A 26,805-nucleotide genomic window follows, 5' to 3' on the forward strand; every position below is an offset into this window, starting at 1 on the left:
TGATCCAATGAAAGTAGAAAGCTGGCAGGGCATTAATGGCAAGCTAATTCATAATGGCCAGAAAGCTATCGTGGTTAAAGACGAACAAGAATTGGCGGATCAAGACAAGTTACAAGACCGATTGAAACAGGAAGGTAAACCAATTGACGAGGTACGGAAAGCATTAATCAAAAATACCGTTAAGCGTCAGATTAAGACCGACCCATTAAAAATCAGTAGTTGGTTTAATCGTCATCAAGACAGCAAGAACGCCAAAAAAACTGAAAAGCTAGTTAGTGATAAGCCAACTCATCAATATAAGCAAATTAAAAATGAAATGACCTTTTTTGGTGAGAGTTTCCTGGAAGGCTTCTTAGGTTTCTATGGCTTAGAAGTTGATAACGCCTTAGACCGTTACGAACATAATTTGCATGTCTTAGAGACCCAAGAATTAGGCCAGTCAGAAAAAGAGTATTACTTAGCCACGAGTGAAAACGGCCGCGTCAACTTAGCCACCGATCCATTACCAAGCCAGCAAATTGCCGAGGAACAAATGAACAAGTTCTATCAGCGTGAGCCAGAAGAAACGCAGGCAGAACAAATTCAATTACGAACATCAGAAGACGATAGGAAGGAGGAATAACATGAAGTTCAGCAAAGTAAAAGCGTTAGCAACTACTGGAGCTACTGCGATTTATTTGGGCTTGATGAACGCCCAGGTTGTTTTGGCGGCGGACGGTGGCGAAGTTAAAAGCAAGCTAACCAGCGCTGGTAAGACGATTCAAGGTATTTTAACTGGCTTGGTCGTTTTAGTTGGGATTTGTGTCGCGCTATTTATTATTATCAAAAGAATGCCTGACGCAGACGATCCGCGAGAGAAATCAGAAGTTTATCACGCGGTTGGCCGGGTGGCTGGTTTAGTGGCCTTAGCGGCAGCCATTATCTGGCTATTACCTTGGGTTTACAGCCTATTCACTTAATTTAAAAAGGAGCCTGCCAAATGAAGAAAGGAAAAGAATTTATCTTCCCAGAGAACGTAGATAAAGATTACGGGATCTGGAAAGACTACACCTTGAAGGATTTTGGCTATGCGGCGCTGGCAGGACTAGTGGGCTTAATTTTTATTGCAATCCCACCCTATGGTCTGATCTTAGTCCTGATAAAAATAGTGATTGTTGTCTTAGCCATGACGATTGTCATGGCTATTTTAACAATTCGGCCAGTTGCGGCGCGGAAGAATATTAAAGTGCGGGATAACTTTAAGCTGAAACGCCGCTATGCCAATGGTCAGAAACTGTTTTATTTAAAACCGAAGAAGCGAGGTGAACTAAATGCGTTTGAAGAAGAACAAAACCGCCAATAAATCAGCCAGGCTAGATTGGGATTACCAACCGCCCAAAATCAATGGTGGCAAAGAAACCATTGATGACATGAGCTTGGTGGTGGGTATGTATGGTAATTACGAAGTTACCAAAACGGGTAATCTCGTTGGTATTTTGGAAGTTAGTGGGATCAACCTGGATCTACTTAATGAAACCGAACAGCAAGACGTCTTTGAGGACTATGGCGCCTTTCTCATGAGTACGTTAGGTGAAGGGGTTGATGACACCTTACAGTTCTTAGAGCCGACAATTCCCGTCAATATGACAGCTTATCTCAATGGTCTCAAACGGCGGTATCTCGCTTTACAAAAAGATCACCCCGAGCAACAGTTCAAAATCCAGCTCATAGCCAGTTATTTGGATCACTTTACTAAAGTCCAGGAATCCAAAAACATGACAACTAAGCAACATCTGCTAATCGTTAAGGTGCCAATTAAAGACAAAAGTGTTAAGAGCTTAAACCTAGCGGTCACTCATTTAGACGAAAAGATCGAACAGGTTAAACGAGACATTGAAAATGCGTTAACGGATTTTGATGTGACGGCCAAAGTGTTGACTAGTCAAGAAGTCCAAGAGATTTTAAAGAACTTGATCAATTTTAATGGATAGGGGGAAACAAAATGAATTTTGGTGATAAAGTCATTGATTTGTTCATGCCAACCAAGAAAGAAAGTCAGCAAAATAGTGAACCAGCGGTTAATAAACAAAAACCGGAGGTTGAAGACTTTACAAAGCTGATTGATCGCGATAGCTTGCATTCACTATTCCCGTTTAGCTGGGAACAGTACCCCACCTACGTCCAGTCGGGCGAGAATTTTATTCGGGTGTTAGCGATCGCTGACTATCCCAAGCGGGTTTACGGCAACTGGTTGTCAGAATTGAAGCGCAAAAAAGGCGTTATCGATATTGTGCAATATATCGACAGCGCCAGTAACAATTCAATGATTACCTATTACAAGAAGACGATTCAAAATAAGGAAGCGCAGAAGTTAAATACGTTCGACCCGTATAAAAAGAAAATTCTGCAAAACTATATTGATTCAGCCAACATGCAACTAGATAAATACCTAGATAATTCTACCACATTTGTCTACCAACACATGCTAGTTTATTTACGGGCAAATAGTTTAGCAGAACTAGACGACTTAACCGAAAACGTTAAGAATACGTTGATTAAGTTGCAAATGAAACCTTTAGTACCAGTTAAAGCAACTTTCCAAGCTTTTTGGTCAACAATGCCGATTAATGAAAACTTAATGAGTGATTATACGTATAAGGAGAGCAATACCGAGGTTGCTAGCTCAATGTTTCCATTTGACGACGCAGAAATTCTAGACCTGAAACCAAGAAGTGATATTGAGGGTGTCAACAAGGACACAAATAGTTTAATTGCAGTTGATATGTTGGATCGTAACAAGACCTTGAACCAGAATATGGTTGTTATTGGTACTTCCGGTGTGGGTAAAACAACCTACATGATCCAGAAGATTTTAAGATATGCCATTCAAGACTATCAAATTTATATCATTGATCCAGAAAATGAATATACCAAAATTGTCGAATCCCTAGGTGGGGCAGTCCTGCACCTAACTTCTAATGCTAAGTACAAAATTAATCCAATGCAAATCTTTTCCGAGGAAATTTTGAGTGCTGATGAAGCCGTGACAAATCTTGATGAATTGGTAAAAGATAAAATTCAACGTCTGAAAGGTTTCTTTGAAGTCCTTAAAACCGGGATTACCCAAGTTGAACTGGCAATCCTTGATGATGTCGTTAAACAAGCTTACGTCAACAGTGGCGTTTTGAAATATAGCCGCTTAAAAGAGATTAAAGACGATCAGTGGCCGACCTTATCCAATGTTTATGACGAGTTGGAAAAACTGGCAGATAAGGACGCCGACAAATTCAATCGGGTTAAAGACTTCTACTACATCTTAGGTAGTTATACCCATGGTTCTAACAGCCTATTTGACGGGCACACCAACGTCAACCTAAAGGGAAAGATCATTTCTTTTGATCTAAAACCCCTACAAAGTGAACAGGAAGTCCAATCAGCGGCTTATTTGAATACCTTCCAGTATTTGTGGGACGAAATCACCAAAGATCGGCATAGCCGCAAGAAATTGTTTGTCGATGAATTTCACTTTTTGACTTTGCACAAAGCGGCTGCTACCTTTTTCCACCAAGCATACAAGCGGTTTAGAAAGTACAATGCCGGAGCGATTGCCGGAACACAGCAAATTCAAGATGTGATCGAAGGCACGACAGATACCGGGCAGAACATTGGGGAAGCAATTATTGGGAACTCCTATACCAAAGTGTTCTTTGGTCTTGACGGTAAAGGCGTTGATGATGTGATTACCAAATTGCGTATGACGTTCTCGGATAAAGAAAAGAAGCTACTAGAACGTCGTAGACAAGGCGAAGCCCTGATGATCTATGGTAGCCAGCGTGCCTTTATGCGCGTCGAATTGACCGAAGAAGAACTACGACTAATCGACCCAGAAGCTTACCAAGAAAAATACAACCGTAAGACAGCCGGACAACCGGATTATCAAAAGCGCGTGGTCTTAACACCTAGTGAGATTGACGCCTTGACCACCACCGAGGAGGAAGGAGGGACTTTAAATGAGTAAATCAAATCAGCTATTAAATATCGAGGTTGGCACGTTCAAGCGACAGGGGAACAAATTAATTCTCGAACTCAATCACAATCAGTTTCGATATGACCAGTTGAGTGAGCTAAACGAATTAAAGCAAGCTGATTCCAATTTCTTACAGTTGGTTAACGTGGTTGAGCAAGACCAGAAGGTTGTTTTAACTTATACCTTGCCGGATAAAGTCAGATCATTAAAGGACTTGCCACATGAAAATAAGGCAATCCGGTCAGCGATTGCCAAGGAAATTATGGCGCAAAAGGTGGTTGCTGATAGCCAGTATCACATTGCGTTGAACCCAGCCAACCTGTGGTATTACCCAATGCAACATGTTTGGTACGCCTACCGGGCCAATGAACTCATGCCTTATGATGACAAGCATAGCAATTTAGCCAAATACAAAGCACTGATTCTGTTTTGCTTGACGGGGACGCCCTATGAACGGCTACTAAGCAATCCCCAAGAAGCCTTAGCCAAACACCCAGATGACTATTTACAACAAGTGGCTAAAGCTACGTCGTTAAATGAGTTAACGGAAGTGGTTAACGGCATTGAGGATTTTGTGAGCTATCACGAATGGCAGGCAGTTGAAACGGCCCAACAGAAAACCAAACAACGTTTATGGTTGAGCGTGGCCGGAGTGGCGATTGTGGCCGTTTTGGCTGTCGGTTTAGTCCATAAAAGTGACGAACGGCAATATCAAAGCTTAGCTAACCAGAACCAAGCCCAGGTCACACGATTAAAATATAGCGGTCAAATTCAGACCGCTTTAAATGATCAGAAGTGGTCAGAAGCGCAAAAAGATATGAAACGGGCCGGCTATCCTTCAACTAAGCAAGTCAGTGTCTTTTTAAAGCATCGTCAATACCAGCAAGCCTTGAAGGTTGACCCAAGCCAATTGAATAAGGTTGTCAATGCAGCTTATGACAATAAAGATAGCAGTCAAGTGGCTGATTGGCAGTTGCCAACTAAGGCGACGAGTAAGCAAAAAGATCAATTGAAACTCGAAAAAGCGATTGTTAATTATGATACCAATACGCTTAATAACCAATTATCCTTTACGACGAACGCTGATGTTTTATTGAGAATGGGACAAGCTTTCCTCGCCCATAATGATACGCAAGACGCCCAGACTGTCCAAACCAAGTTAGCCGGCGTGAACAGTCCTAAAGCTAAGTATTTAAAAGCCTTGTTAAGTCTCAATGCCGCTAAGAACGAAGTTAGCGACGCCCAAAAGAAGTTAGATGACGCCAACAAGATTGACGGCAGTAAAGATAAGGACAAAGACAAGAAGGTGGATTCGGCTAAGTCTAATTTAAAGAATGCCCAAAACGATCAGCAAGCGGCCCAAAAAAAGGTCGATCAGGCCAAGCACAAAGCGGGTGATTAAATGCAGGTATTGTCATTTGAATATAAGAAAAAGAAGTGGAAGTTGATTGCTTATATTGTGGGTGGCGCCCTTCTGCTAATCATCTTGCTAATCGCCGCGCTTACTGGTCAATTGCAAGAAAACAGTTGTGATAATTCGACGACCACAGAAACGCAATTAGATAGTAAGAGCATGACGGAAAATGCCAAAAATATTTATGCACACTGGAAACAAAAGTATGGTGCCACCCCACAAGCGGCCGCCGGTATCTTGGGGGTCTTACAACTAGAAAGTCGCCTTGATCCCAAGTCCGTTAATTCCAGTTCCGGGGCCACGGGCTTAGCCCAGTGGTTAGGTGGTCGAAAAGATAAACTGGAAGATTTAGCCCATAAAGAAAATAAACCAGCGACCAATCTCGGGGTGCAGTTGGATTATCTCGACCAAGAATTGAACAGTAGTTACTATGCGTCAAACAAGCAGATTTTTAAATATACGGACGTGCATAAAGCGACCAAATCCTGGTTAATGGATTACGAGGGTATGAGTAAGAACCCGGAACAATGGTATTTAAGCCAAAGATACGGTTATGCCGATCATTGGTATTCCGTGTTGGGTGCAAGTGATCCCGTGGCCGGTAATACGTTAGATAATGCAAGTTCCGGCAATCTGACCGAACTAGGTTGTGATAGTGACCCGAGCTATTCCGGTGGCAGCATTGTTAAAAACGCGGAAAGTATGAAGGGCGACTTCTATTATGTTCAAACTCACCCTAGCCCCGATTTAGGTAGCGATTTAAAGAATCCTAACAAAACCGGTGGGACAGATTGTTCAGGCTTTGTCTGGTTAGCGCTTAATAAAGCTGGTTACAAGGTACCGGTCAACATGGGCTGGTTTACCGGCACGATGGCCAGTGACGCCAAAGGCAGCCATCAATATCTGAAACAGATCAGCGAAAATGACGCGAAAGCCGGCGATATTGTCATCGTCAATCAAGGTGCGGGAGCCGGAAACAACGGGCATACTGCCATTCTGCTAGGCAAATGGCAAGGTAAAGCCACTAAGATCATTGAACAAGGTGGCGTAGGCGACAAGGTTAACGAAAGCACCTTTGGCACCGCCTTTTATAGCTTACTAAGTGGTAGCGATGTAACGTTAGCCCGGCCAATCAAGAAGTAAGGAGGAACCAACAAATGAAGCGTAGCGTGGTATTAAGTATTGCGCTTGGTAGTTTGATCTTAATCATGTCATTAGGGGCGAATGCCTATCAACATAGCCAAGTTAAACAGGCACAACAGCAGATCAGTCGTTTACAAAAACAGAAGCGCCAAGTTAACCAGCAATTGACTAAAGCCAACCAACAAAAGCAGTTATTGAGCACCCAAATTGACAGCTATAAGACCTACCAAAATAATAAAGACAAAAGTCAGGCTGAACTTAGCTTTAATACGGTAGTCACCAAGTTCTTTAAGGTCATGAACAACTTTAAGCCCAAGACCTACGGCCAGCGTAAAGATGGCGTTAAAGACTTGATTTCCGACAAGCTATATCAGCAATACTTTTCAAATAAGGGCACGTATGGTGATAGCAATAGTGTTTCAGCTAAGTTAAATCAACTGAACCTGTATACGCAAAGTAAGCAGGGGCAAAATATGAAAGGCTTGGCCGTTGTCAGTTACGAAAGTAAGAGTGGCGACAACGACTGGCAAAAGGCGACGGTACTTTATCAAGTGACTTTCGATACCACCACGGATCGAATCACTGATGTACAGAATCTTGGGAACAGTTTTAAAGCGAGTGACCTTGATTAAAAAAGTAAGCAAAGCCCTAGCGGTGATCGTGGTGATATTTGCAGTATTAGGCTTTGCAGGTCATAGCTATGTGAACCATGTTGAGAAAGAGAAAACAGTTGTGACGCTGGCTAAGCATTCTGATAAAGTTCTGTTCTTTTACCGTGATGATTGCCCGGATTGCCAAGCTATTTTTCACCAGATTTATTGGCATAACGTCATCAGTCACAACATCATTTTGATTAATATGAATCAACCGAAGAATCGGCATTACATTCAAAAATATCAGCTAACGGCGGTGCCTACCTTGATTAGTGGCAATCAACGGTATATTGGTACCAAGCAGTCGCAAATTAAACGAATCGTAGGTGATTAGAAATGAAAGATAGAAGCATAGCTGTGATTAAAGCTAGTTGGCCGTATCTACTAACGCTAATCATTGGCTTGTATTTAGCGGAGATTTTAGCCGGAGCAGTCATGGCCTTGTCGCGCTATAAACTAACTTTTGCGGATCATATGCCAACGGTGTTAAAGCAGTTAGTCTTACACCCCTGGCACTATTACAACTTGTATTTGGGTCAAAAGAACCCGGTATTAATTATCGTCAGTATCGCTGTGGTCCTATACACCATTTATTTTGCTTTGAAACGCAATAGCAAGCACAAAGCGTGGGAAACTGCGGACACTGAAACCCACGGGAGTGCGACCTGGGGGAATTTAAAAGAATTGAGTGACCATTACTTTAGTATCAATGCCAAAGACCTCACCACAGCATTTAACAAGAGTACTAAGGCAGAAATTCTCAAATCATTAGTGGATCGAGAAAAGTCAGCGAAAGGGGGAGATTAACATGAATGGGACGATTTTAGGGATCGTGGATAAACGGATTGTTTACCAGAATAACAGCACCAAACCCAATCGGAATATCTTTGTGGTTGGGGGACCTGGATCATATAAGACCCAATCAGTCGTCATTACCAACCTGTTTAACGAAACGGAGAACAGCATTGTCGTGACCGATCCGAAAGGTGAATTATACGAAAAGACGGCCGGTATCAAACTAGCCCAGGGTTATCAAGTACATGTCGTCAACTTTGCAAACATGGCGCATAGTGATCGCTACAATCCTTTTGATTATATTCAACGGGATATTCAAGCTGAAACCGTGGCAACAAAGATCGTCCAGAGTGAAAATGCCGAAGGTAAAAAAGACGTGTGGTTCAGTACCCAACGGCAACTTTTGAAGGCACTAATCCTGTTTGTCATGAACCACCGGTCACCAAAGCAACGAAATTTGGCGGGCGTAACGCAAGTCTTACAAGAAAACGATGTGGAAGCCGAGGAAAAGGGTGCAGATAGTCCGTTAGACACCTTATTTCTTGATCTAACCATGTCTGATCCAGCGAGACGCGCTTATGAGTTAGGTTTCAAAAAGGCCAAAGGGGAAATGAAAGCCAGCATTATTGAAAGCCTGTTGGCGACCATTTCGAAGTTCGTCGACAAAGAAGTGGCCGATTTTACCAGCTTTTCAGATTTTGATTTAAAAGAGATTGGCAACGCCAAAGTTGTTCTATATGTAATTATCCCCGTCATGGATAACACTTATGAAAGCTTCATCAATCTGTTTTTCTCACAATTGTTTGATGAATTATACAAATTAGCCGCCGATCATCACGCTAAATTGCCCCACCAAGTCGACTTTATCCTTGATGAATTTGTCAACTTAGGAAAATTCCCAAAATATGAAGAATTTTTAGCTACCTGTCGGGGGTACGGTATTGGCGTGACGACCATTTGTCAGACCTTAACCCAGCTCCAAGCTTTGTATGGCAAGGATAAAGCCGAAAGTATCTTAGGTAATCATGCCGTTAAAATTTGCTTGAATGCCGCTAATGACGTGACCGCTAAATACTTTAGTGATTTGTTAGGTAAATCGACCGTAAAAGTGGAAACCGGTAGTGAGAGTACCAGTCATAGCAAGGAAGAAAGCCACAGCAAGAGCGATAGTTATAGCTATACGAGCCGTTCACTCATGACACCCGATGAAATTATGCGTATGCCCGAAGATCAGAGCTTATTAATCTTTAGCAATGCGCGACCAGTCAAAGCTACAAAAGCGTTCCAATTTAAACTATTTCCAGGGGCTGATCATTTGGTTAACTTGTCACAGAATGAGTATCAAGGACAACCAGAAGCCAGCCAGGAAACCAACTTTCATCAAAAAGTAGAGAAATGGAAAGCAAAATTAAAGGAGACTGCTCAAAAAAAAGCCGCAAACAAGATGTCTCAAACAGAGGAGGAGCAACAGCAGGACAACCTAGACAGCGACTTAGAGAGGGTTTCAAATAAAGATAGTCAAACAGAGGAGCCAGAAGAGGACGACGATAACAACTTACTTGGCTAATGGAGGACATATTAATGAAAAAATATCAGAAATATATAATCGCTGTGATGACAGTGTTGCTGATTGCTGTTGGTCTAACCGCTTGTGGGAAGTCTACAGCACAAGATTTGCAAAGTAACAAATGGTATCTCAACCAAAAAGGTCAAAGCTACAAAACCCAATTCAATAAAAAAACAATGATTATTGAAAGCCCTTTGATGAATGTAAATGCCACTTATTCAGTCAGCAATACTTCCGGTAAAGAATATTTAAAAGTAAATACTGATGATGAGAAAAATCAAAAGTTTGAATTAACTCAAATTAGCGATGGTTATAAGGCTAAAGCAATTAATAAGTCTGCTAAAGCAGATAACGGATTAGGGAGTTTTGAATTGCAAAAAAGGAAGTGATAGAGATGTTTGTTTTAGGTGACATTTCAGGATTGGTTCAGGGAGCGATTGCTAAATTTTTTGAATGGCTACTGTCTGGTTTGTTAGATGGTTTATTCAACATCTGCAAGGCCATCATTGACCAAGCCAATCAAAGCTTGCCGATTGTTAAAACGTGGTATGCCATCTTCCTGTCCTTTGCGACATCGTTAGTCGTTGTGGTTGTCCTTGGGCGTATTGTGATGACAATTATAAAAGAGGCGGACGAAAGTACCGATGTGACTTGGGCTAATATCATCATGGACGGGATTAAATCAGCGGCCGTGATTCCGGTTTTCGTGTTTTTACAGGGATTTATTCAAGGTTCAATTACCTTACCCCTGCTAAAGTATATGTTTAGCTCTGATCAGAAATTCACTGCTAAATCAATTACCGGCATGAATAAAGTTCCTGGGCTAAAAGATGTTGGCATTTCGCTACCCTTACAGATTTTGTTTCTGCTAATCTTCACTGTCGTAACCGTCGTGTTCTTTATCAAGATGTGTGTGTTTGTGGCTGATATGGCTTGGTATAACCTGACAATTCCTTTAGCTGCAATGAGCATGGCGACCGAAAGCTTTGATTACAGTGGTACGTGGTGGAAGAAGTACATTTATTACAACGCCTCCATTATTAGCCAGGTGCTTTGTATGTCATTATCAGTATGGTGTTTCACTAATATGGCTAAATACGGGTTTATCGCTTTTATTGCTTCAATCGGATTCGGCTTTCTGGTGGTCAAAACACCTGACGCCGTTAAAGATTTTTGGGCTTCAACCGGTGTGACTAAGAGTGCTGGTATGGGGGCTATGAGAATGTTTCAAAATTATTTCCGTAGCCATTAGGGGGGGAGAAATAAGTTATGAAGAAAATCGCACACTGGCTATTGGAAAAAGCCAAAAAAGGTATGCGAACCGACCCTTTTACAACACCTTCACGGCGGACTAAGTTGTCTTACTATTTTGATAACTTAGTTAGCATGGTCTTCTATATAATGGGAATTTACCTCATGTTAATGGATTTATACCAAGAGCTTTTCACGGCGAACCATACCGATTTTTTAGGAACTGCGCTAATGGCCTTAGTTTTACTGCTGGGTGGCTTATTATTCCGTTGGTCAGCCTATGCAAATCTCAAAGCCATCAACCGGTATCAACATTATTTGAAGCAACAATCGATAGAGCAACAACAAGCATTACGCCGGCAAGAATGGTTAAAGTCGGCTGAACAAGGCAAAACAGAATTAGAACAAAAGCTGAATCATAAGGAGTGAACGAACATGACCACTGTTATCTTAGCTGAAAAACCCAGTCAAGCCCGTTCATACGTCCAAGCCTTCCAAAAGAGCACAAAAAAACAGGGTTACTATACGGTTAGCGACCCTGTTTTGCCCGAAAATACGCTTGTCACGTATGGTCTCGGACATTTAGTTGAACTAGCCACACCGGATAAATATGATCAGAAATATCAGCAATGGGCCCTATCTAATTTACCGATTTTCCCCAACAAATACAAGTTTGAAGTGTCAGCTAGCAAAAGAACGCAATTCAAGATCGTTAAAGACCTGTTAACGAAGGCCGATACCATTATTGTTGCCACCGATAGTGGCCGAGAGGGTTCTAATATTGCCTGGTCGATCATGAGCCAAGCCCAGATTGATGTTAAAAAGAAGACCATTAAGCGTCTATGGCTGAATAGTTTGGAAAAAGACGCCATTATTACCGGCTTTAAAAATCTTGGTGACTGGCACAAAGACTATTTGGCTTATAAAGAAGCCCAAACCCGTCAAATTAGTGATTGGTTGATCGGTATGAATGGTAGTCCTTTATATACTTTGTTATTAAGACAAAACGGGGTACGCGGGGTATACTCAATTGGTCGCGTGCAGACGCCAACCTTGTATATGGTCTATCAAAGAGACCAGGCAATCAAAAACTTTAAGCCGGAACCCTATTTTGAACTAAATGCTGAAATTCTTGCTAATCAGCAAAAATTCGTCGCAAAATTAGACCCCTATCAGCGATTTAAAGATGAAGCAGGACTAATAACATTCATGCAAGCTAAGCACGTTCAGAAAGGCTCACAGGCCTGTTTAATCAAGGACGTCCAAAAACAAGACAAAAAGCGTGCTAGTCCCCAACTATTCTCACTATCCAGTCTCCAAAGTGCCATGAATAAACGTTATCACGCCAGTGCCAGCCAAACCTTAGCGGCCATTCAAAGTTTATATGAAGCCAAGTTGCTGAGTTATCCCCGAACGGATTGTGCTTATATCACTGATGAAGAATTTGATTATTTAGTGGCTAATCTGACGAAGTATCTGAATTTGGTCTCTAAGCCAGTCGCTTTAACCAATACCACTCCGAACAAACGCTATGTTGATGGGAAAAAAGTTGAAGAACACTATGCCATTATTATGACTAAAGTCGTGCCGACGAAAGAGAAACTAGCCAGCTTGCCTAAATTACAGCAACAAGTCTATGACCTGGTTTTAAGGACGACGTTAGCGATGTTTGCTGATCCGTACGAGTACGAGGAAACCACCATTATTACCCAAGTTGGTGACGCCAATTTTAAAGCAACCGGTAAGGTCCCAACTAAGCAAGGCTGGCAAGCTTTATTTGATGAAACCAAAACCGAGCAGCAAGAAGTAGCAACTTTACCGATCGTTCACCAAGGCGACCAAGTTCAAGCGAATCTGCAAACGCCGCAAAAGGAAACAACACCTCCGGTACCCTTTACCGAAGGTACCCTGATTACGGCCATGAAGACCGCTGGCAAAACGCTTGATGATGAAGTAGCCCAGGCGATTCTCAAAGATGTGCAAGGCATTGGGACAAGTGCGACCCGGGCCAATGTGCTGGAAGTGTTAAAGAAACGCGGCTATCTCGTCACCGAAAAGAACAAGCTCCACGTCAGTGAGGCCGGAATCACTTTATGTAAAGCAGTCGAACTCGAACCCTTGCTAACTAGTCCAGAAATGACAGCTAAATGGGAGCAAGCGTTACAGCAAATCAGTACCGAAGAACGCACTCCGGATAATTTTTTGAGCCAAATCAAGAAGTTTGTGGCGAAGTTAATCGCTGATGTTCCCACACAATTAACCGGCAATGCAGCCATTAAGCAACAAATCAATCACCAACAGCAAGCACAAAAGTCCGCCGAGGTCTTCTTAGAAACACCGCAAGCGACCGTTTTAAATAAACAGAAGTTTTATATTGTAAAGCCTAAGCAAGGCGAAGACTTTACCCTGCCCAAGAAATGGAGCAGTAAGACCCTCGGGAAGACCGCGATCAAAGCACTGGTCACCAAAGGGGAAACCAGCAAACTAAAGGGTTTCAAGAGCAAAAAAGGAAAGTCGTTTGACGCCAAGTTAAAGCTTGACGGCCATAAATTAAGTTTTGATTTTGATTAGAACCTGCCTACCGCCCTACACTACGTTCCGGTTGGTTAACCCGTCATTTAGGTTCACTTTTACAATCCCAAAAGTAAACCTGAACAACGGGTGAGATTAACAAAGCAAAGGAGATCATAAAATGAACAACGAATTAGCAGTTTTAGCCAGTGAATTACCCGTTTTGCAAGCTAAAGGAACCTACAAGTATTTAAAAGAAATCACTGGTAACGGCGCTTATTATCAAGTGGCTTGGCAAAAATTAGCCGATGGCTACATCGCCCTTTATGGCACGACCCCAATTCAAATCAACGTAGCCCCTATATTGAATGATATTTTTGAAGATGAGGAGGGGTAGGCAATGCCGAGTAAAGCAGACGTTAAAGCCTGGAAAGCACAATTAGTCGCCCAAGCCGAACAACAAATCCTAAAATTAACCGATAGTGACCGATTTAAACAGTATCTTAATACCCTGGCTAAATTTCATCATTATAGCGCCAGAAACATTGATTTGATTTATGCGCAAAATCCGCAAGCCACTCAAGTCGCGGGCTTTAAGCAATGGCAGACGGCTTTTAACCGCACCGTCAAACGAGGCGCAAAAGCGATTCGGATTGCGGCCCCGATTATTAAGAAGTTAACACCAGCCGAGAAAAAGCGTCTTGATACCACCGATGAACGCGCCATTGTCGGTTACCGTTATCTACCCGTCTTTGACGTGTCACAAACTAGCGGTGAGCCAGTTTTAAGTGCCAAGGATTTTGTCAAAGAAAATTTAGCCGATCATCAGAATGTAACGAGCTTGTATAACGCGTTCAAAGACTATCTCAACCAGCAACCCGACCTTAAAGTCAGTGAAGTGCCTTTAGCGACGCTAAATGGGGCTAAGGGGTATTTTCAACCCAGCACTAATGAAATCGTCATTGGTGGCGATGAGCCCAATAATGCTTTAAAATTGAAGACGTTATATCATGAATATGCGCATAGCCAGCTACACGGATTAAAATCAGCCTTTAAAGATCGGCCACGAGCTTATCAGGAAACCCAAGCCGAAGCGGTCGCATATGTTGCCATGCAAAACATTGGGGTTGATACAGGCAATTACTCCCTCGGGTATGTAGCTACCTGGGCCAAAGATAAAGCCGTGATCCATAGTGCTTTAAGTGAAATCCAGCAAGTTAGCAACAAAGTGATTGAGCTTAGTGACGGGTTAACCAAACAATTAGGCTTACAAGAAGCACAAAAAGAACCTGAGCATGATTTAAAAAAGCTATCAGCCCAGGATCTTAATAAGTCCTATCAAAGCTTGCAACAACAAGTTCAGCAAACGACTAATTCACAACAAAAAGCACAATTTAAAAACCAGTTACATGAGATACACGAAGAAATCAGTGAGCGAACGCAAAAGCAGCTACAAGCATTTGCTGAACAGCATCCAGAAATCAAACAACCAGATTCTGAACCTGATCAAAGCCTAAAACGTTAGCCAGTTTTTAAGGGACATGCTATAATGGAAACAGAAAAGGAAGCCCCGCCGAAAACAGGACTTCCCACGCAAGCCGCTTCAAAGGCGGTGGCATAATTACAAAACTATATTAATGTCGTCCCGTAACTCGCCAAAGTTATAATCGGGGCGGCTTTTTTATTTGTGGTGCTTGTCGATATAGCTGAGTAGCGCGATTAAAAACGTGCCAAACAGCAACATCAACGAGAGTGTCTGGAAGACGCTCATTGACTGTGAAACCTTCCTGAAGATTATTCCATGTTCCCATGGGCCTCACCTCGCAAGGGAAAAGACAGCCACCGCCCTTAAAACTTCTTACTTGATCTATTATACAAGGAAATTGAGCGATGCCCAAGTAAAAGAATGATTTGCATTGAATGAGAAATGAATGATCAAGATATTTACTGAACTTGGTTGTATATATTACTGTTAAAGTGATACCACCATGGCAGATTTCCCTGTTTGGTGGTATTATTTTGCCCTTCCAATATTGTAATTCTCAATAATTACATTTGACGTTTTATGAATTACCTGATATGATTGCATCATTCCATAAAGTAATTCACTAGAATAACAGGAGAAACAAATGAAATTTACAAAAAGTAAGCTTGGTAACCTTGCGGATTTTACCACTGGAATCTTATTACCAAGAATCAAAGATCCTATTGATGAAAAACCTAGTCAGAGAATGATATACAATCCATTGTCGAGGTCAGTTAGATATATCCATGGTGATTCTGAGTTGCCGTTAATCACCACAGATCAAATTGGAATTTCAATGCTGCAACGAGAAGCCTATCTAGTGGAGAAAAAAGCTTTTGTAGACGAGCAAATATTGACTGCAAACTTTACCGCAGTAACACTAGATAGTCGAGTAAAACAAAGTTACTTTGTTTGGTGGTTTAACCACAGTATTGAAGCACAACGTCAACTGGAAGCATTGGGACAGCTAGGACGTCGAGTAATATTAAAAGATTTACGTGAAATGACTATTTCTATACCAAACTTGTCGTTGCAACATGACATTGGGGAACTTTATGTTCTGAGTCAAAAACGATCAATAGCGTTAAAACGAAAGGCTGATTTGACTGAAGAACAAGCACTACAATTCATTAGGCAGCATATGATGGAGGAAGGTTAACTATGGATTATTCACAATCAGTTGAAACAGCGAAAAGAGCTATCTTGAGTATTAGCAGTCAATACCGGGACCTATTTGACGCTAATTCGATTGTAACAACTTTATTTGATCTCGTTTATTTATACGAAATAAATCCAGCGTATGCTCAACTCCTTAAGCAGAAGGGCATGCATATTGAGGCACTTAACAAGCAGCTACATGCTATTGCTAAATCTGATGAAACTCAATTGGCAGTAATTGAAGATCTTAATGAAAGCATTCAACGGATATTGTTGCTAAGAATCGGTAAGGACAAGCAACTGCAAGTCTTTAATGAAATTTGTGAAAGCACATTACGTTTGGTTAGACAACAATCTGATCGCTTTGTATTACTTAAAGCCATGCAAGATGCATACGTTGACCTTGAATCAAGGCTAAATGGGAGAACTAATACGCCTGATCAGATTAATGTTCTGATGGCTCAGTTAGCAAATCTATCTTTTGACGGGGACGAACCAGTTAGAATATATGATTCTACTTCTGGATGGGGCGGCTCTTTACTTGAAATGAGACGTGTTATACCGAATTCACGGAAAGTTAGATTGTTAGGACAAGAGTTAAATGCCAAAGCATATCTTTTCTGTGAAATGGTGCTAGGCCTATTAGACGATGACAATACAAGTCATGCACTGAATAATGGTGATGCACTTGTTGCCGATTGGCCATTTGGTGATTCAGGTGCCGACGTTATTATTAATGATCCACCTTACTCAATGAGGTGGAATCCAGACCCAAACCTTCTTGAAAGGGGTATTTATCATAAAATTGGAGTATTACCACCAAAATCTAGAGCAGACTTCGCCTTTGTACTGCATGGACTGGCCCATTTAAATGACAATGGAACAATGGTGATTCAGTTACCGCATGGTGTTCTATTCAGAGGATCAGCGGAAGCAAAAATTCGTCAGTACTTGCTTGAACGCAACTATATTGAAGCAGTGATTGGTTTGCCAGCTAATTTACAAAGCACAACTGCAATCCCAACTATGATTTTAGTATTACGGAAGAATCGAAAACGCAAAGACGTATTGTTCATTGATGCAAGTGATGATGAGGTTAAAAAAGCACGTTCACGTGATTTGTTGTCAACTTCAGCAGTTAACAAGATTGTTGAGACATATCACAAATTCGTTAGCATTCAGCGATATGCGTATGTAGCTACACCGAAAGAGATCATTGAAAATGATTATAATTTAAACATTCCACGCTACGTAGATACTTATATCCCGCCTAAGCTAATTTCTGTGTCTGAGTTGGAAAATAAAATAGTAAAGATCGATCAGCAATTATCAACCCTAGAAGCTGATAGCCGACTTATCATGATGAAGTATCAGTAGAATAGTGCGACTGTAAATGTATTAGTTTTTAGAAGTTTAACATTTAAAGAAAAACATTGGAGGAACTATTAATGCCAGTAAAGAGTAATGAATTAGGAATTGAAGACAAGCTGTGGAGTGCAGCAGAAAAGTTACGAGGCTCAATGGACGCATCAACGTATCGAAACGTTGTTTTGGGATTGATTTTCTTAAAATATGTATCAGATACATTTGAAGAATTGCATGCAGAATTGTTAGCTTCTAATTATCCAGAAGAGGCAGAAGAACGCGATAGTTACGATGCTAAAAATGTTTTTTGGCTACCTTCAGAGGCACGTTGGTCAGTAATTGCTGCCGCTGCTAAAACACCAGAAGTTGGCACTACAATTGATAAAGCAATGGCTGCAATTGAGCGTGAGAACGCTAGTGTAAAGGGGGTATTACCTAAAAATTATGCTTCGCCAGATTTGGCTAAGGAAAATCTGGGTGAAGTCATCGATTTGTTCTCGGACGTTCAGGTTGGAAATGAAGAATCTCGAAAAAATGACGTATTAGGCCGCGTATACGAATTCTTTTTACGTAAATTTGCAACTAATGGAGATGGTGAATTCTATACGCCGCGTTCCATTGTTAGAACACTCGTCGATATGATTGAACCGTTTAAAGGCTCGATCTATGATCCTTGTTGCGGTTCTGGTGGCATGTTTGTGCAATCTGAAGAGTTCGTACGTGAACACCAAGGAACTATTCTAGACTTGTCTGTTTATGGACAGGAATGGAATCCAACCACTTGGCGCTTAGCTAAAATGAATTTAGCTATTCATGGCATTGATAACAACTTAGGCCCTCGTAATGGTAATACACTATTAAATGATTTACACAAGGGCGAACGCTTTGATTTTGCCTTAGCAAATCCGCCGTTTAACGTAAAAGACTGGGGAGCTGAGAAGGTTATTGACGACTCACGCTGGCATTGGGGGACTCCTTATGATGGAAATGCCAATTATGCTTGGATTGAACACATTTTGAGTAAATTGACTCCCGATGGTAAGGCTGGCATTGTTTTAGCAAATGGCTCGTTATCAACATTGACTAGTGATGAGAAGGCTATTCGTCAATCACTGCTCGAGGATCATAAGGTTGATGCTATCGTGGCAATGCCAAGTCAAATGTTTTATTCCGTATCTATTCCAGTTTCTTTATGGATATTTGATATGAATCAAGCATCGCCTAATGAACGTGACCGCCAAGGAGAGACTTTGTTTATTGATGCCCGTGAATTGGGATCAATGACAGATCGAACCCATCGCGAATTTACGCGTGCTGATATTAATGAGATTGCCGATACCTATCACGCTTATACGGGAACCTCTAAAAAAGCGTATCGAGATGTCCCCGGCTTTTGCAAAGCTGAAAAGTTGGAAAATATTAAGGCTAATGATTATGTTCTAACACCTGGTCGATATGTCGGATTAGCTGCAGAAAAGCAAATGTCAGAAGAAGAGTTTGATGCTGAAATGACAAAGTTAAGCGGTGAATTGAAAAAACAATTTGATAAGAGTGATAAGCTGCAGAACAAGATTTTGAATGTGTTAAGAGGTATTGGGTATGGAGACTAAAACTGTGAGACTTGGTGATTTTGCAACTTTTGTTAATGAAAAATGTTATTTGAATGAAGCCTCAAGAAACACTTATGTGAGCACAGAAAATTTAAAGCCAAATAGGTTAGGTGTATTTTTCCCAATTACTAAATTGCCACGAACTAATAAAGTAAATACTTTCGCTAAGGGGGATATTCTTATTGCGAATATTCGTCCGTATTTTAAAAAGATTTGGCACGCTAATATAGCGGGTACCCATTCGACAGATGTATTAAACATTAGGTCTAATTCAAAACAGTTATTACAGTCTTATCTTGCGGTGGTATTATCAGATGATCGTTTCTTTGACTATATGATGGCAACATCAAAGGGCACGAAGATGCCACGTGGAGATAAAAAAGCAATTATGGATTTTAAATTTGAATTGCCAAGTTTTAAAGACCAAATAATAATTTCTGACTCCATCTCTATTATCAATCAAAAAATTGAATTGAATCAGCAGATCAACAAGAACTTGCTGCAGATGATGGAAACTAAATGGCGAAAACAATTTGAAGGACTCGATGCTAATCAAGGGCATTTCACTGACTTAGCTGATGTTGTGGCTGGTGGCACTCCAAGTAAGAAGCAATCTGAATATTTTGGTGGGAATATTGCATGGATTACTCCAAAGGACATGTCTAAAACAACAAGGGTTTTTATTGAGCATGGAACATTAAATATCACTAAAATAGGCCTTAATAATAGTTCTGCAAAACTTATACCAAAAGGAACTATTTTATTTAGCTCACGTGCTCCTATTGGTTATATTGGAATTGCAGCAAACCCAGTTTCTACAAATCAAGGTTTCAAATCTCTTGTTCCAAAACGAAAAGAATTCACTGAGTATTTATATTTTTTATTAAAGAGATTAACCCCGTTAATTGAAAATATCGCAAGTGGTTCGACTTTCAAAGAAATATCTGGTGCGGGAATGAAATCTGTAGACTTTCCATTACCAACTTCTGATATGATTGAAGCTTTCCATCATGAAGCAAGATCATTATTCGACTTAATTAAGTGTAATGAAAAACAAAGTCAATATCTAAATTTTATTCGGAATTTGATTCTTCCCAAGTTACTGTCCGGAGATATCAATCTATCTGGTATTGAGGAGGCGATAAAGAATGCCTAAAATTCAGCCGTTTACTAATGAACAAGATGTTGAAGAAGGAGCAATTGACCTTATTGTCTCTCTTGGCTACACAGATTTACGTAGTGCTGAATATAATCGGCCTAATATTCAGGTAGATAGCGAACGCGATAGTGACCATCAGAAAATTGTACTTGAGCCAAGACTAATGGCTGCATTCAAACAAATAAATCCTGGTCTGCCGCATTTTGTTTATACAGAAGCATTACGTCAGTTTAAAAGCATTCCAGACGGACCAGATTTAATGGCAAATAACCATCATTTCCACAAGTTACTGATTGAAGGCGCATCAGTAACTGAAAATAAAAATGGACAACCACACACTTATTCTGTAAAGGCAGTTGATTTTAACAATATTGCAGTCAATGATTTCATGGTGACAAACCAGTTCACAATAAAACAAGGAGGCCGTAATCGCAGACCTGACATTACGATCTTTATTAATGGATTGCCTGTAGTGACTTTTGAGCTGAAGAACCAAGCTAACGAGAATGTTGGGATTGAAGATGCTTATAATCAATTACAGACCTATAAGCAAGATATTTCTGATTATATGGCCTACAACGAAGTCCTAATTGCTTCTGATGGCGTTAATGCAAGAACAGGCTCCCTTTCAGCCGGGTTTGATCGGTTTATGCAATGGCGATCACCAGATCATCGCGATTCTGATTTGCCGGATTCATATGAACTGGAAACTATGATTACCAATATGCTGAAACCCGCTGTCATTCTAGACTTAATTCAGAATTTTATTATTTTTGAATCTAATGACGCGAAAACATCTAAAATCTTGGCAGCCTACCATCAATATTACATGGTTAATAAGGCAGTGGCTCGTGCTGCTAAGACTTTGCAAGACCCAAAAAATAATCGCATCGGTGTCGTGTGGCACACACAAGGATCAGGTAAATCGTTGTCAATGGTCTTTTTCTCAGGGATTGTCAGCCGAAAAATCGGGAATCCAACAATATTGGTCATCAATGATCGCAACGATCTGGATGATCAACTGGAACAAACCTTTTCAGCAGCGCATGATTATCTACGGCAAACACCTAAGCAGGCTAAGTCACGGACAGATACACGTGATCTGCTAGCAACCAATAGTGGAGGTATCATCTTTTCCACCATTCAGAAGTTCTCACCTGAAGATGGTGAAGATGCTATGCCAGTATTGACTAGCCGCAGTAATGTCATTGTCATATCAGATGAGGCACACCGTTCGCAATATGGTATGAAAGCTCGTTATACCAAAGACGGAGTTAGATATGGTTTCGCACAATATTTACGTGATTCGTTGCCAAATGCTTCGTTTATTGGCTTTACAGGGACACCAATTAATATCGATGATAAGTCAACAACAGGGGTGTTTGGTGATTATATCGATGTTTATGACATGACACAGTCAGTTCGTGATCATACAACCGTTCGAATCTTTTATGAAAATCACGTTATTCCCTTATATGCTGACCCAGAGGTACAGCATAAGTACGAAGCTTTAATAGACAAAGCAGGGCAAGACGATCCTGAAGTTACTGATGATCAGAAAAGAAAAGCTGATTTTACCAGCTTGGAACGGTTAGCTGGGGCAACTAGCCGTTTAAAGGCCTTAGCAAAGCATTTTGTGCATCATTTTGAGACTCATCAAGCAGTACAATTTGGCAAAGCTATCATAGTTGAAACGTCAAGGCGTAATGCAGTTAAACTTTTTAATGAGATTGTTAAGTTGCGGCCACTGTGGTATTCAGATGATTTAACTAAAGGAAAAATCAAAATTGTTATGACATCAGATACCGCTGCTGACGGTCCTGAATTAGCCAAGCATCATACTAATGCTAAACAGCGAAGAGCCCTCCAGCAAAGGATGAAAGATGATAATGATGAACTAAAAATCGTTATTGTCGTAAATATGTGGCTAACAGGTTTTGATGCGCCTTCGGTTAATACAATGTATGTTGATAGACCAATGCATGGGCACAATTTGATGCAGGCTATTGCACGAGTTAATCGAGTTTTTCGAGATAAAGACGGCGGACTAATTGTTGATTACATTGGGATTGCTGATAGTTTAAATCAAGCGCTTAGACATTATTCTAAAAATGATCGTGATCAAGCTGGAATTAACGTTGATAAAGCAGTGTCATTAATGAAATCTAAGTACGATATTATCATCAATGATTACCTGTATGGTGTTAATTATAGTGGCTACAATAGTGATATACGTGGTAAGCGTCAAGAATCTTATCGATTAGCACTTGATGCTGTAGTTAGCTTAGATAAAGAACAGCAAAAAAAGTTTGCGGATACTGTGGTGCAACTACAAAAAGTTTACGCACTTGTGGTAACAAGCAAGCAGGCACAAGCAATTTCTTCAGAAGTAGCTTTCTTTGGTGCTGTCAAAAGTGCATTGATGAAGATTTTGCAAGCAGTGAGTCCACATGATAATCCTGTCACAAATAGAGAACTAAATTTGCGATTAGATCAGCTTGTAAACCAATCAGTAATAGCTAAACAGCCTGTTGATTTATATAAAGAATTAGGGCTTGAACGACCAGAACTAAGTTTACTGTCCGAAAAATTTTTAGATAGTATCCAAAATATGCCAGAACAAAATTTGGCAGTGAAGTTATTAGAGCGATTGCTTAAGGGTAAAGTTAGAGCATTGACTAAGGTTAATCTAATTCAATCACGGAGGTTTGGTGATATGCTTGAAAACAATATTGAAGCATTAAATCAACGTGGGGTGACGACTGAGATTGTTATTCGAAAATTGATTGAATTAGCTAAAAATATGCAGGAAACAGAAGCAGCTGGCGAAAGCTTAGGACTGAGTGCTAATGAACAAGCGTTTTACGATGCATTATGTGATCAAAAGACCGCTGTGCAAGTTATGGGTGAAGATACGTTACAAGAAATTGCCAAAGAATTGGTAGGAACTGTGCGTAAATATGCATCTACTCCTGACTGGGTTCAAAGGAAGACGACACAAGCCGCTATGCGGCAAGCTGTCCGCCGTATGTTAAAAGATCATGGGTACCCGCCAACATTTGCACCTGCTGCAGTAGATACCATTATTGAACAGGCACAGACAATGGCATTTGACAATCACAACTAGATACATTCATATGAACAGATAATTTCGTGCAATCATGTTATTGATAAGTAGCAAATTACAAAATAGGTGAAAACATACCTAATAAAAATTGGAGAGTGATTACAATGATTAAACATCAAGTATTTTTCAGCTTTGAATATAATAAAGATAATTGGCGGGCTAGTCAGGTGAAGGAAATGGGAGCTGTAAGTTCATCATCTACGTTTTCTTCAAACGATTGGGAAGAAGTCAAGCAAAAAAATGACGCAGCAATTAAAAAGTGGATCGATGACCAAATGGCAATGAGGGCATGTTTAGTCGTTCTTGTAGGGAAAACTACTTCGTCAAGAAAATGGATTAAATACGAAATTGAACATGCAATGTCTTTAAATAAGGGGATTGTTGGCGTATATATTCATGGGCTTAAAGATATATTAGGAAACCAGACCACTAAAGGCGCAAACCCTTTTTACAACGTACAAACAATTAATGGTGATCGACTTTCGAAATATGTTCAATGTTATGATACTCCCTACTCTACTAGTAAGTATGTTTATTCTGACATCGAAGAGAATTTGCCAGATTTAATAGATGAAGCAATTAATAATCGCTTTGATTATTGAAATGAATTTTATGAATCAACCAAGTGTTGTTTAAACATCTTTAAATGATGCTGATTACTTTCAGGAGGGGATATCAAGAATGGCAGATATTATTGGTGAAATTTCAAAGGAAGATTTTGTTAAGGGATATGCATTAAATATTCAAAAAAAAGAAGCAGCTATTTTTGTCGGTGCAGGGACATCTATGCCTTCTGGAAACCTCAGTTGGATGGAGCTTATAAAACCTCTTGCTGATGCTTTGCAAATTAACATAAATTCTTACAACGATTTAGTGGATATTACTCAATACTTCTTGAATGACCAAGCAGGTAATCGTAACTTTATTAATGACAGAATTTTAGACTCCATATCTGATCAGCAACATGATAATAAAACGTTACAGGCAATTGCTGAATTGCCGGTTTCTACCTTTTGGACAACTAACTATGATCACCTACTAGAAAAATATCTTGAAAAATCTGGCAGAAAAGTAGACACCAAAAGGAATGATGCTTCTCTTACAAATAGTATTAGGGGGCGCGATGCTACTGTGTTTAAAATGCACGGTGACAAAGATGACGTTAATGATACTGTAATTACTAGAGATGACTTTATGAGCTATGATGAAAAGCACCCCAACATGTCCACCGCACTACGTGGAGATTTTATTAATAAAACCTTTCTTTTTATTGGTTATAGTTTTAATGATCCTAATTTAAACTATATTCTAGGAAAGGTAAAGAGAACAAATACTACAAATCAACGGCGACATTTTTGTATTGTTAAAAGAATTCAGAAAAATGATCCTATATATCAAGATAATGATCAAAAGTTTCAGCAGGATGAAGTATTGCAAAAATATAAAGTGGCTGATTTAAATGGTTATGGAATAAAAACGGTGTTTGTTGACTCTTATGATGAGATACCTAGTATTCTTCAAGACATAAAATTAAAATCACTTTGTAACAATGTTTTTATATCTGGAAGCATTGAGGACTACAAAGACTTCGATAAATCAAGTGCAGACAAATTAATATTTAAGTTAGCTTACTCTTTAGTTGAAAAAAACTTTAAAGTTATTTCTGGTTTCGGTTTAGGGGTTGGCGATAATGTTATAAACGGTGCTTTACAAGCAATTGATGACTCTGATCATAGGTCCTTAGATGATAATCTAAGCCTTTTCCCTTTTCCGATGGCAGATACTAATGAAAGAACTGATGAGATAAGAGCGCGTTGGGCAAAGTATAGAAACAAAATAATATCTGAATCAGGCATTTGCTTATTTCTATTTGGAAACAAAAAAACAGTCGATGGTAAGACTGTTCTTGCCGATGGTATGATGGAAGAATTTGAAATAGCCAAATCAATGAATAAATTCATAATTCCCGTTGGCTTCACAAAATCTGTAGCTCAAAAATTATGGGATAAATTTAACCATGAGTTGCCAAATTATTTAAATCCAAAGGATTTTCAGAAACTTGAAAAAATTACAGAAATATCAGAAAAATCAATAAATGAATCTGTTCAGACCATTTTGAAATTGATTGAACAACTTAACCCTCAAAATAGCTAAGATGAAAAATAACAAGTCGATCAAGTAACAAACGCTAAAGAAAAAGATATTAAAAAAGTACCAGTTGCAGAATTTAACAAAACTTACTTAAAACTGCAAAATGATTTACAACAAACTGCTAATCAAGCGTAAAAAAATCAATTAAAGAATCAGCTTAATGACGTACACCAAGAAATAAGCAACCGTACACAAAACCAGTTAAAAGATTTTGCTAAACAGAATCCCAAAATCAAGTAATCTACACCAAAGGTTAACCAAGTCATGACGCGTTAGCCAATTTTTATAAGCCATGTTGTAATGTGAGCAAGAAAAGGAAGTCTCGCATGAACAAGTCTTTCCATGTGAAGCCGTGTAAGGTAGTTGCAGATTTTAATGATATTTGATAACCGCTAGTTTGCCAGAGCTAAGGTGTTTATTTTTTTGTTGGCTTTTAATCAGCTCAACAATTAAGGTCACGATAAAAGTACGAAAGTTAAAGTTAATACGGACACTTGAGCTACTCCTTTCGTTAGAATTTATGGTTTTAAGGAACTCTCCAATCAGGGAATAGATACTGCCTTAATCCTTCTATAAACTTTAATTATACAAAAAGCTGAAGGGCAAAGCCAATTGTCTTCTCAAAGTATCTAAATTTATTATTACTGGGAGTGTTAGATTTTGAAAATTCAATTGAAAAATCTTAAATTTGAAAAATGGTGCACTGGCATTATATTTTTAATTTTAGTCATTTTTTTGCTAATTAACAACAAAGAAAAATTGGGGGTAGGTTCCATATTGTCTGTCCTTATCAGTCTGATTTCGGCAAATTTTCTGTTTCTTCAAAATAAATATAGTGATACTGTTGACAAAATAAATGGCGTAAAACCTATATGGAAAATTTTAGCTGTTGATTCGGAAGTAGAGTATTTTTCATTAGACAAAAGCAAATCGGTTTTAGATAACGTTAGATATTATTCATTAATAGTAAATGACCAACATAAAATTGAGTCTATAAATAAACTGAACAACAAAAAAGATGAACTAATAGAATTTTATCTCTCTCCGAATGCACTTGTAGAAAGTGAAACAGTTTACGATATTGCGGACTCTCCTTTGTTCAAGAGAAATGGTTCAGCCAGTTTTGAAAGCTTAAATGTATATAAAGACGTTAATAAATATAAGTTAGTTACTATTATCAAGGCAATGACGATATTTGGTGACGAGACATACTTCTTTGAGGGAGACGAATTGTCTGGAGGACTTACTTTAATAAAAGGGAAGTTAAAACCATATTCTGGTAATTGGGATCGAACTTGCTGTGGGGATGAAAAAAAAGAACGAGCTGAAAATTACATAAAAGAGATTATAAAAAAACAAAAAGAAAACAT

General features: G+C 39.7%; 26 protein-coding genes. 25 read left to right on the forward strand and 1 reads right to left on the reverse strand.

Annotated elements, in window-relative coordinates; translation table 11 throughout:
- Positions 1-7: 7 nt before the first annotated feature.
- From CES82_RS11290 to CES82_RS11370, 17 genes are all read left to right on the forward strand, one after another.
- A complete protein-coding gene (locus CES82_RS11290) occupies positions 8-622 on the forward strand; it encodes a hypothetical protein (protein ID WP_098826332.1) in 615 nt (204 codons plus the stop codon).
- A 1-nt stretch (position 623) separates the two neighbouring features.
- Positions 624-959, forward strand: coding sequence for a CagC family type IV secretion system protein (locus tag CES82_RS11295; protein ID WP_024855764.1), 336 nt, complete (start codon positions 624-626; stop codon positions 957-959).
- Positions 960-979: 20 nt separating this feature from the next.
- Positions 980-1,342 carry a hypothetical protein gene (locus CES82_RS11300; protein WP_014216295.1) on the forward strand — a complete coding sequence of 121 codons (363 nt, stop codon included), beginning with the start codon at positions 980-982 and terminating at the stop codon, positions 1,340-1,342.
- Positions 1,311-1,970, forward strand: coding sequence for a TrsD/TraD family conjugative transfer protein (trsD, locus tag CES82_RS11305; protein WP_003625639.1), 660 nt, complete (start codon positions 1,311-1,313; stop codon positions 1,968-1,970). The genes CES82_RS11300 and trsD overlap by 32 nt, the downstream gene beginning before the upstream one ends.
- A gap of 11 nt (positions 1,971-1,981) precedes the next feature.
- Entirely contained in the window at positions 1,982-3,997 is a 2,016-nt protein-coding gene (locus tag CES82_RS11310; protein WP_098826334.1) for a VirB4 family type IV secretion system protein, read from the forward strand.
- The gene (locus CES82_RS11315; protein WP_098826336.1) at positions 3,990-5,408 is read left to right on the forward strand and encodes a conjugal transfer protein; all 1,419 of its coding nucleotides are present in this window, start codon (positions 3,990-3,992) and stop codon (positions 5,406-5,408) included. The genes CES82_RS11310 and CES82_RS11315 overlap by 8 nt, the downstream gene beginning before the upstream one ends.
- Complete coding sequence (locus tag CES82_RS11320; RefSeq protein ID WP_098826338.1) at positions 5,409-6,563, forward strand: phage tail tip lysozyme; 1,155 nt, start codon at positions 5,409-5,411, stop codon at positions 6,561-6,563. It begins immediately after the preceding gene.
- 14 nt (positions 6,564-6,577) lie between these two features.
- Positions 6,578-7,195 carry a SadB/YajI family lipoprotein gene (locus CES82_RS11325; protein ID WP_098826339.1) on the forward strand — a complete coding sequence of 206 codons (618 nt, stop codon included), beginning with the start codon at positions 6,578-6,580 and terminating at the stop codon, positions 7,193-7,195.
- Complete coding sequence (locus CES82_RS11330) at positions 7,182-7,550, forward strand: thioredoxin domain-containing protein (protein WP_098826341.1); 369 nt, start codon at positions 7,182-7,184, stop codon at positions 7,548-7,550. The genes CES82_RS11325 and CES82_RS11330 overlap by 14 nt, the downstream gene beginning before the upstream one ends.
- Positions 7,551-7,552: 2 nt before the next feature.
- The gene (locus CES82_RS11335) at positions 7,553-8,023 is read left to right on the forward strand and encodes a conjugal transfer protein (RefSeq protein ID WP_085764800.1); all 471 of its coding nucleotides are present in this window, start codon (positions 7,553-7,555) and stop codon (positions 8,021-8,023) included.
- A gap of 1 nt (position 8,024) precedes the next feature.
- Positions 8,025-9,578 carry a VirD4-like conjugal transfer protein, CD1115 family gene (locus tag CES82_RS11340; RefSeq protein ID WP_098826343.1) on the forward strand — a complete coding sequence of 518 codons (1,554 nt, stop codon included), beginning with the start codon at positions 8,025-8,027 and terminating at the stop codon, positions 9,576-9,578.
- Between the two features lie 14 nt (positions 9,579-9,592).
- Positions 9,593-9,967: a hypothetical protein gene (locus tag CES82_RS11345; RefSeq protein WP_098826345.1), complete on the forward strand. Its 375-nt coding sequence runs from the start codon at positions 9,593-9,595 to the stop codon at positions 9,965-9,967.
- 5 nt (positions 9,968-9,972) lie between these two features.
- On the forward strand, positions 9,973-10,830 hold the full coding sequence (locus CES82_RS11350; protein ID WP_098826347.1) for a conjugal transfer protein TrbL family protein: 858 nt from the start codon (positions 9,973-9,975) through the stop codon (positions 10,828-10,830).
- 17 nt (positions 10,831-10,847) lie between these two features.
- Positions 10,848-11,258 (forward strand): hypothetical protein, encoded by a 411-nt coding sequence (locus tag CES82_RS11355; protein WP_098826348.1) that lies wholly within the window; start codon positions 10,848-10,850, stop codon positions 11,256-11,258.
- 6 nt (positions 11,259-11,264) lie between these two features.
- The gene (locus CES82_RS11360; protein ID WP_098826350.1) at positions 11,265-13,400 is read left to right on the forward strand and encodes a type IA DNA topoisomerase; all 2,136 of its coding nucleotides are present in this window, start codon (positions 11,265-11,267) and stop codon (positions 13,398-13,400) included.
- A 121-nt stretch (positions 13,401-13,521) separates the two neighbouring features.
- Complete coding sequence (locus CES82_RS11365; RefSeq protein ID WP_014564417.1) at positions 13,522-13,737, forward strand: hypothetical protein; 216 nt, start codon at positions 13,522-13,524, stop codon at positions 13,735-13,737.
- A 3-nt stretch (positions 13,738-13,740) separates the two neighbouring features.
- Positions 13,741-14,865 (forward strand): ArdC-like ssDNA-binding domain-containing protein, encoded by a 1,125-nt coding sequence (locus CES82_RS11370; protein ID WP_098826352.1) that lies wholly within the window; start codon positions 13,741-13,743, stop codon positions 14,863-14,865.
- A gap of 156 nt (positions 14,866-15,021) precedes the next feature.
- Here the strand turns inward: CES82_RS11370 and CES82_RS12815 are convergent, their stop codons facing one another.
- Entirely contained in the window at positions 15,022-15,111 is a 90-nt protein-coding gene (locus tag CES82_RS12815) for a putative holin-like toxin (RefSeq protein WP_021353390.1), read from the reverse strand.
- A gap of 358 nt (positions 15,112-15,469) precedes the next feature.
- Here CES82_RS12815 and CES82_RS11385 point away from each other — a divergent pair, with 358 nt between their 5' ends.
- The 8 genes from CES82_RS11385 to CES82_RS11420 form a co-directional block, all read left to right on the forward strand.
- Positions 15,470-16,024: a hypothetical protein gene (locus tag CES82_RS11385; RefSeq protein WP_042253476.1), complete on the forward strand. Its 555-nt coding sequence runs from the start codon at positions 15,470-15,472 to the stop codon at positions 16,022-16,024.
- A 2-nt stretch (positions 16,025-16,026) separates the two neighbouring features.
- Positions 16,027-17,400, forward strand: a complete 1,374-nt coding sequence (locus CES82_RS11390; RefSeq protein ID WP_098826354.1) for an N-6 DNA methylase — start codon at positions 16,027-16,029, stop codon at positions 17,398-17,400.
- A gap of 71 nt (positions 17,401-17,471) precedes the next feature.
- Positions 17,472-18,998, forward strand: coding sequence for a type I restriction-modification system subunit M (locus CES82_RS11395; protein ID WP_098826356.1), 1,527 nt, complete (start codon positions 17,472-17,474; stop codon positions 18,996-18,998).
- A complete protein-coding gene (locus tag CES82_RS11400; RefSeq protein WP_098826358.1) occupies positions 18,988-20,154 on the forward strand; it encodes a restriction endonuclease subunit S in 1,167 nt (388 codons plus the stop codon). Before CES82_RS11395 ends, CES82_RS11400 begins: the two co-directional genes overlap by 11 nt.
- Complete coding sequence (locus CES82_RS11405) at positions 20,147-23,284, forward strand: type I restriction endonuclease subunit R (protein WP_098826360.1); 3,138 nt, start codon at positions 20,147-20,149, stop codon at positions 23,282-23,284. The genes CES82_RS11400 and CES82_RS11405 overlap by 8 nt, the downstream gene beginning before the upstream one ends.
- 104 nt (positions 23,285-23,388) lie before the next feature.
- Complete coding sequence (locus CES82_RS11410; RefSeq protein ID WP_049176474.1) at positions 23,389-23,886, forward strand: TIR domain-containing protein; 498 nt, start codon at positions 23,389-23,391, stop codon at positions 23,884-23,886.
- A gap of 79 nt (positions 23,887-23,965) precedes the next feature.
- Positions 23,966-25,438, forward strand: a complete 1,473-nt coding sequence (locus CES82_RS11415; protein ID WP_098826362.1) for an SIR2 family protein — start codon at positions 23,966-23,968, stop codon at positions 25,436-25,438.
- A 657-nt stretch (positions 25,439-26,095) separates the two neighbouring features.
- Positions 26,096-26,805 (forward strand): hypothetical protein (locus CES82_RS11420; RefSeq protein WP_143466311.1); only part of this gene is annotated, 710 nt, incomplete at its 3' end.

This window comes from Secundilactobacillus silagincola, from assembly GCF_002583405.1.
GTDB lineage: Bacteria > Bacillota > Bacilli > Lactobacillales > Lactobacillaceae > Secundilactobacillus > Secundilactobacillus silagincola.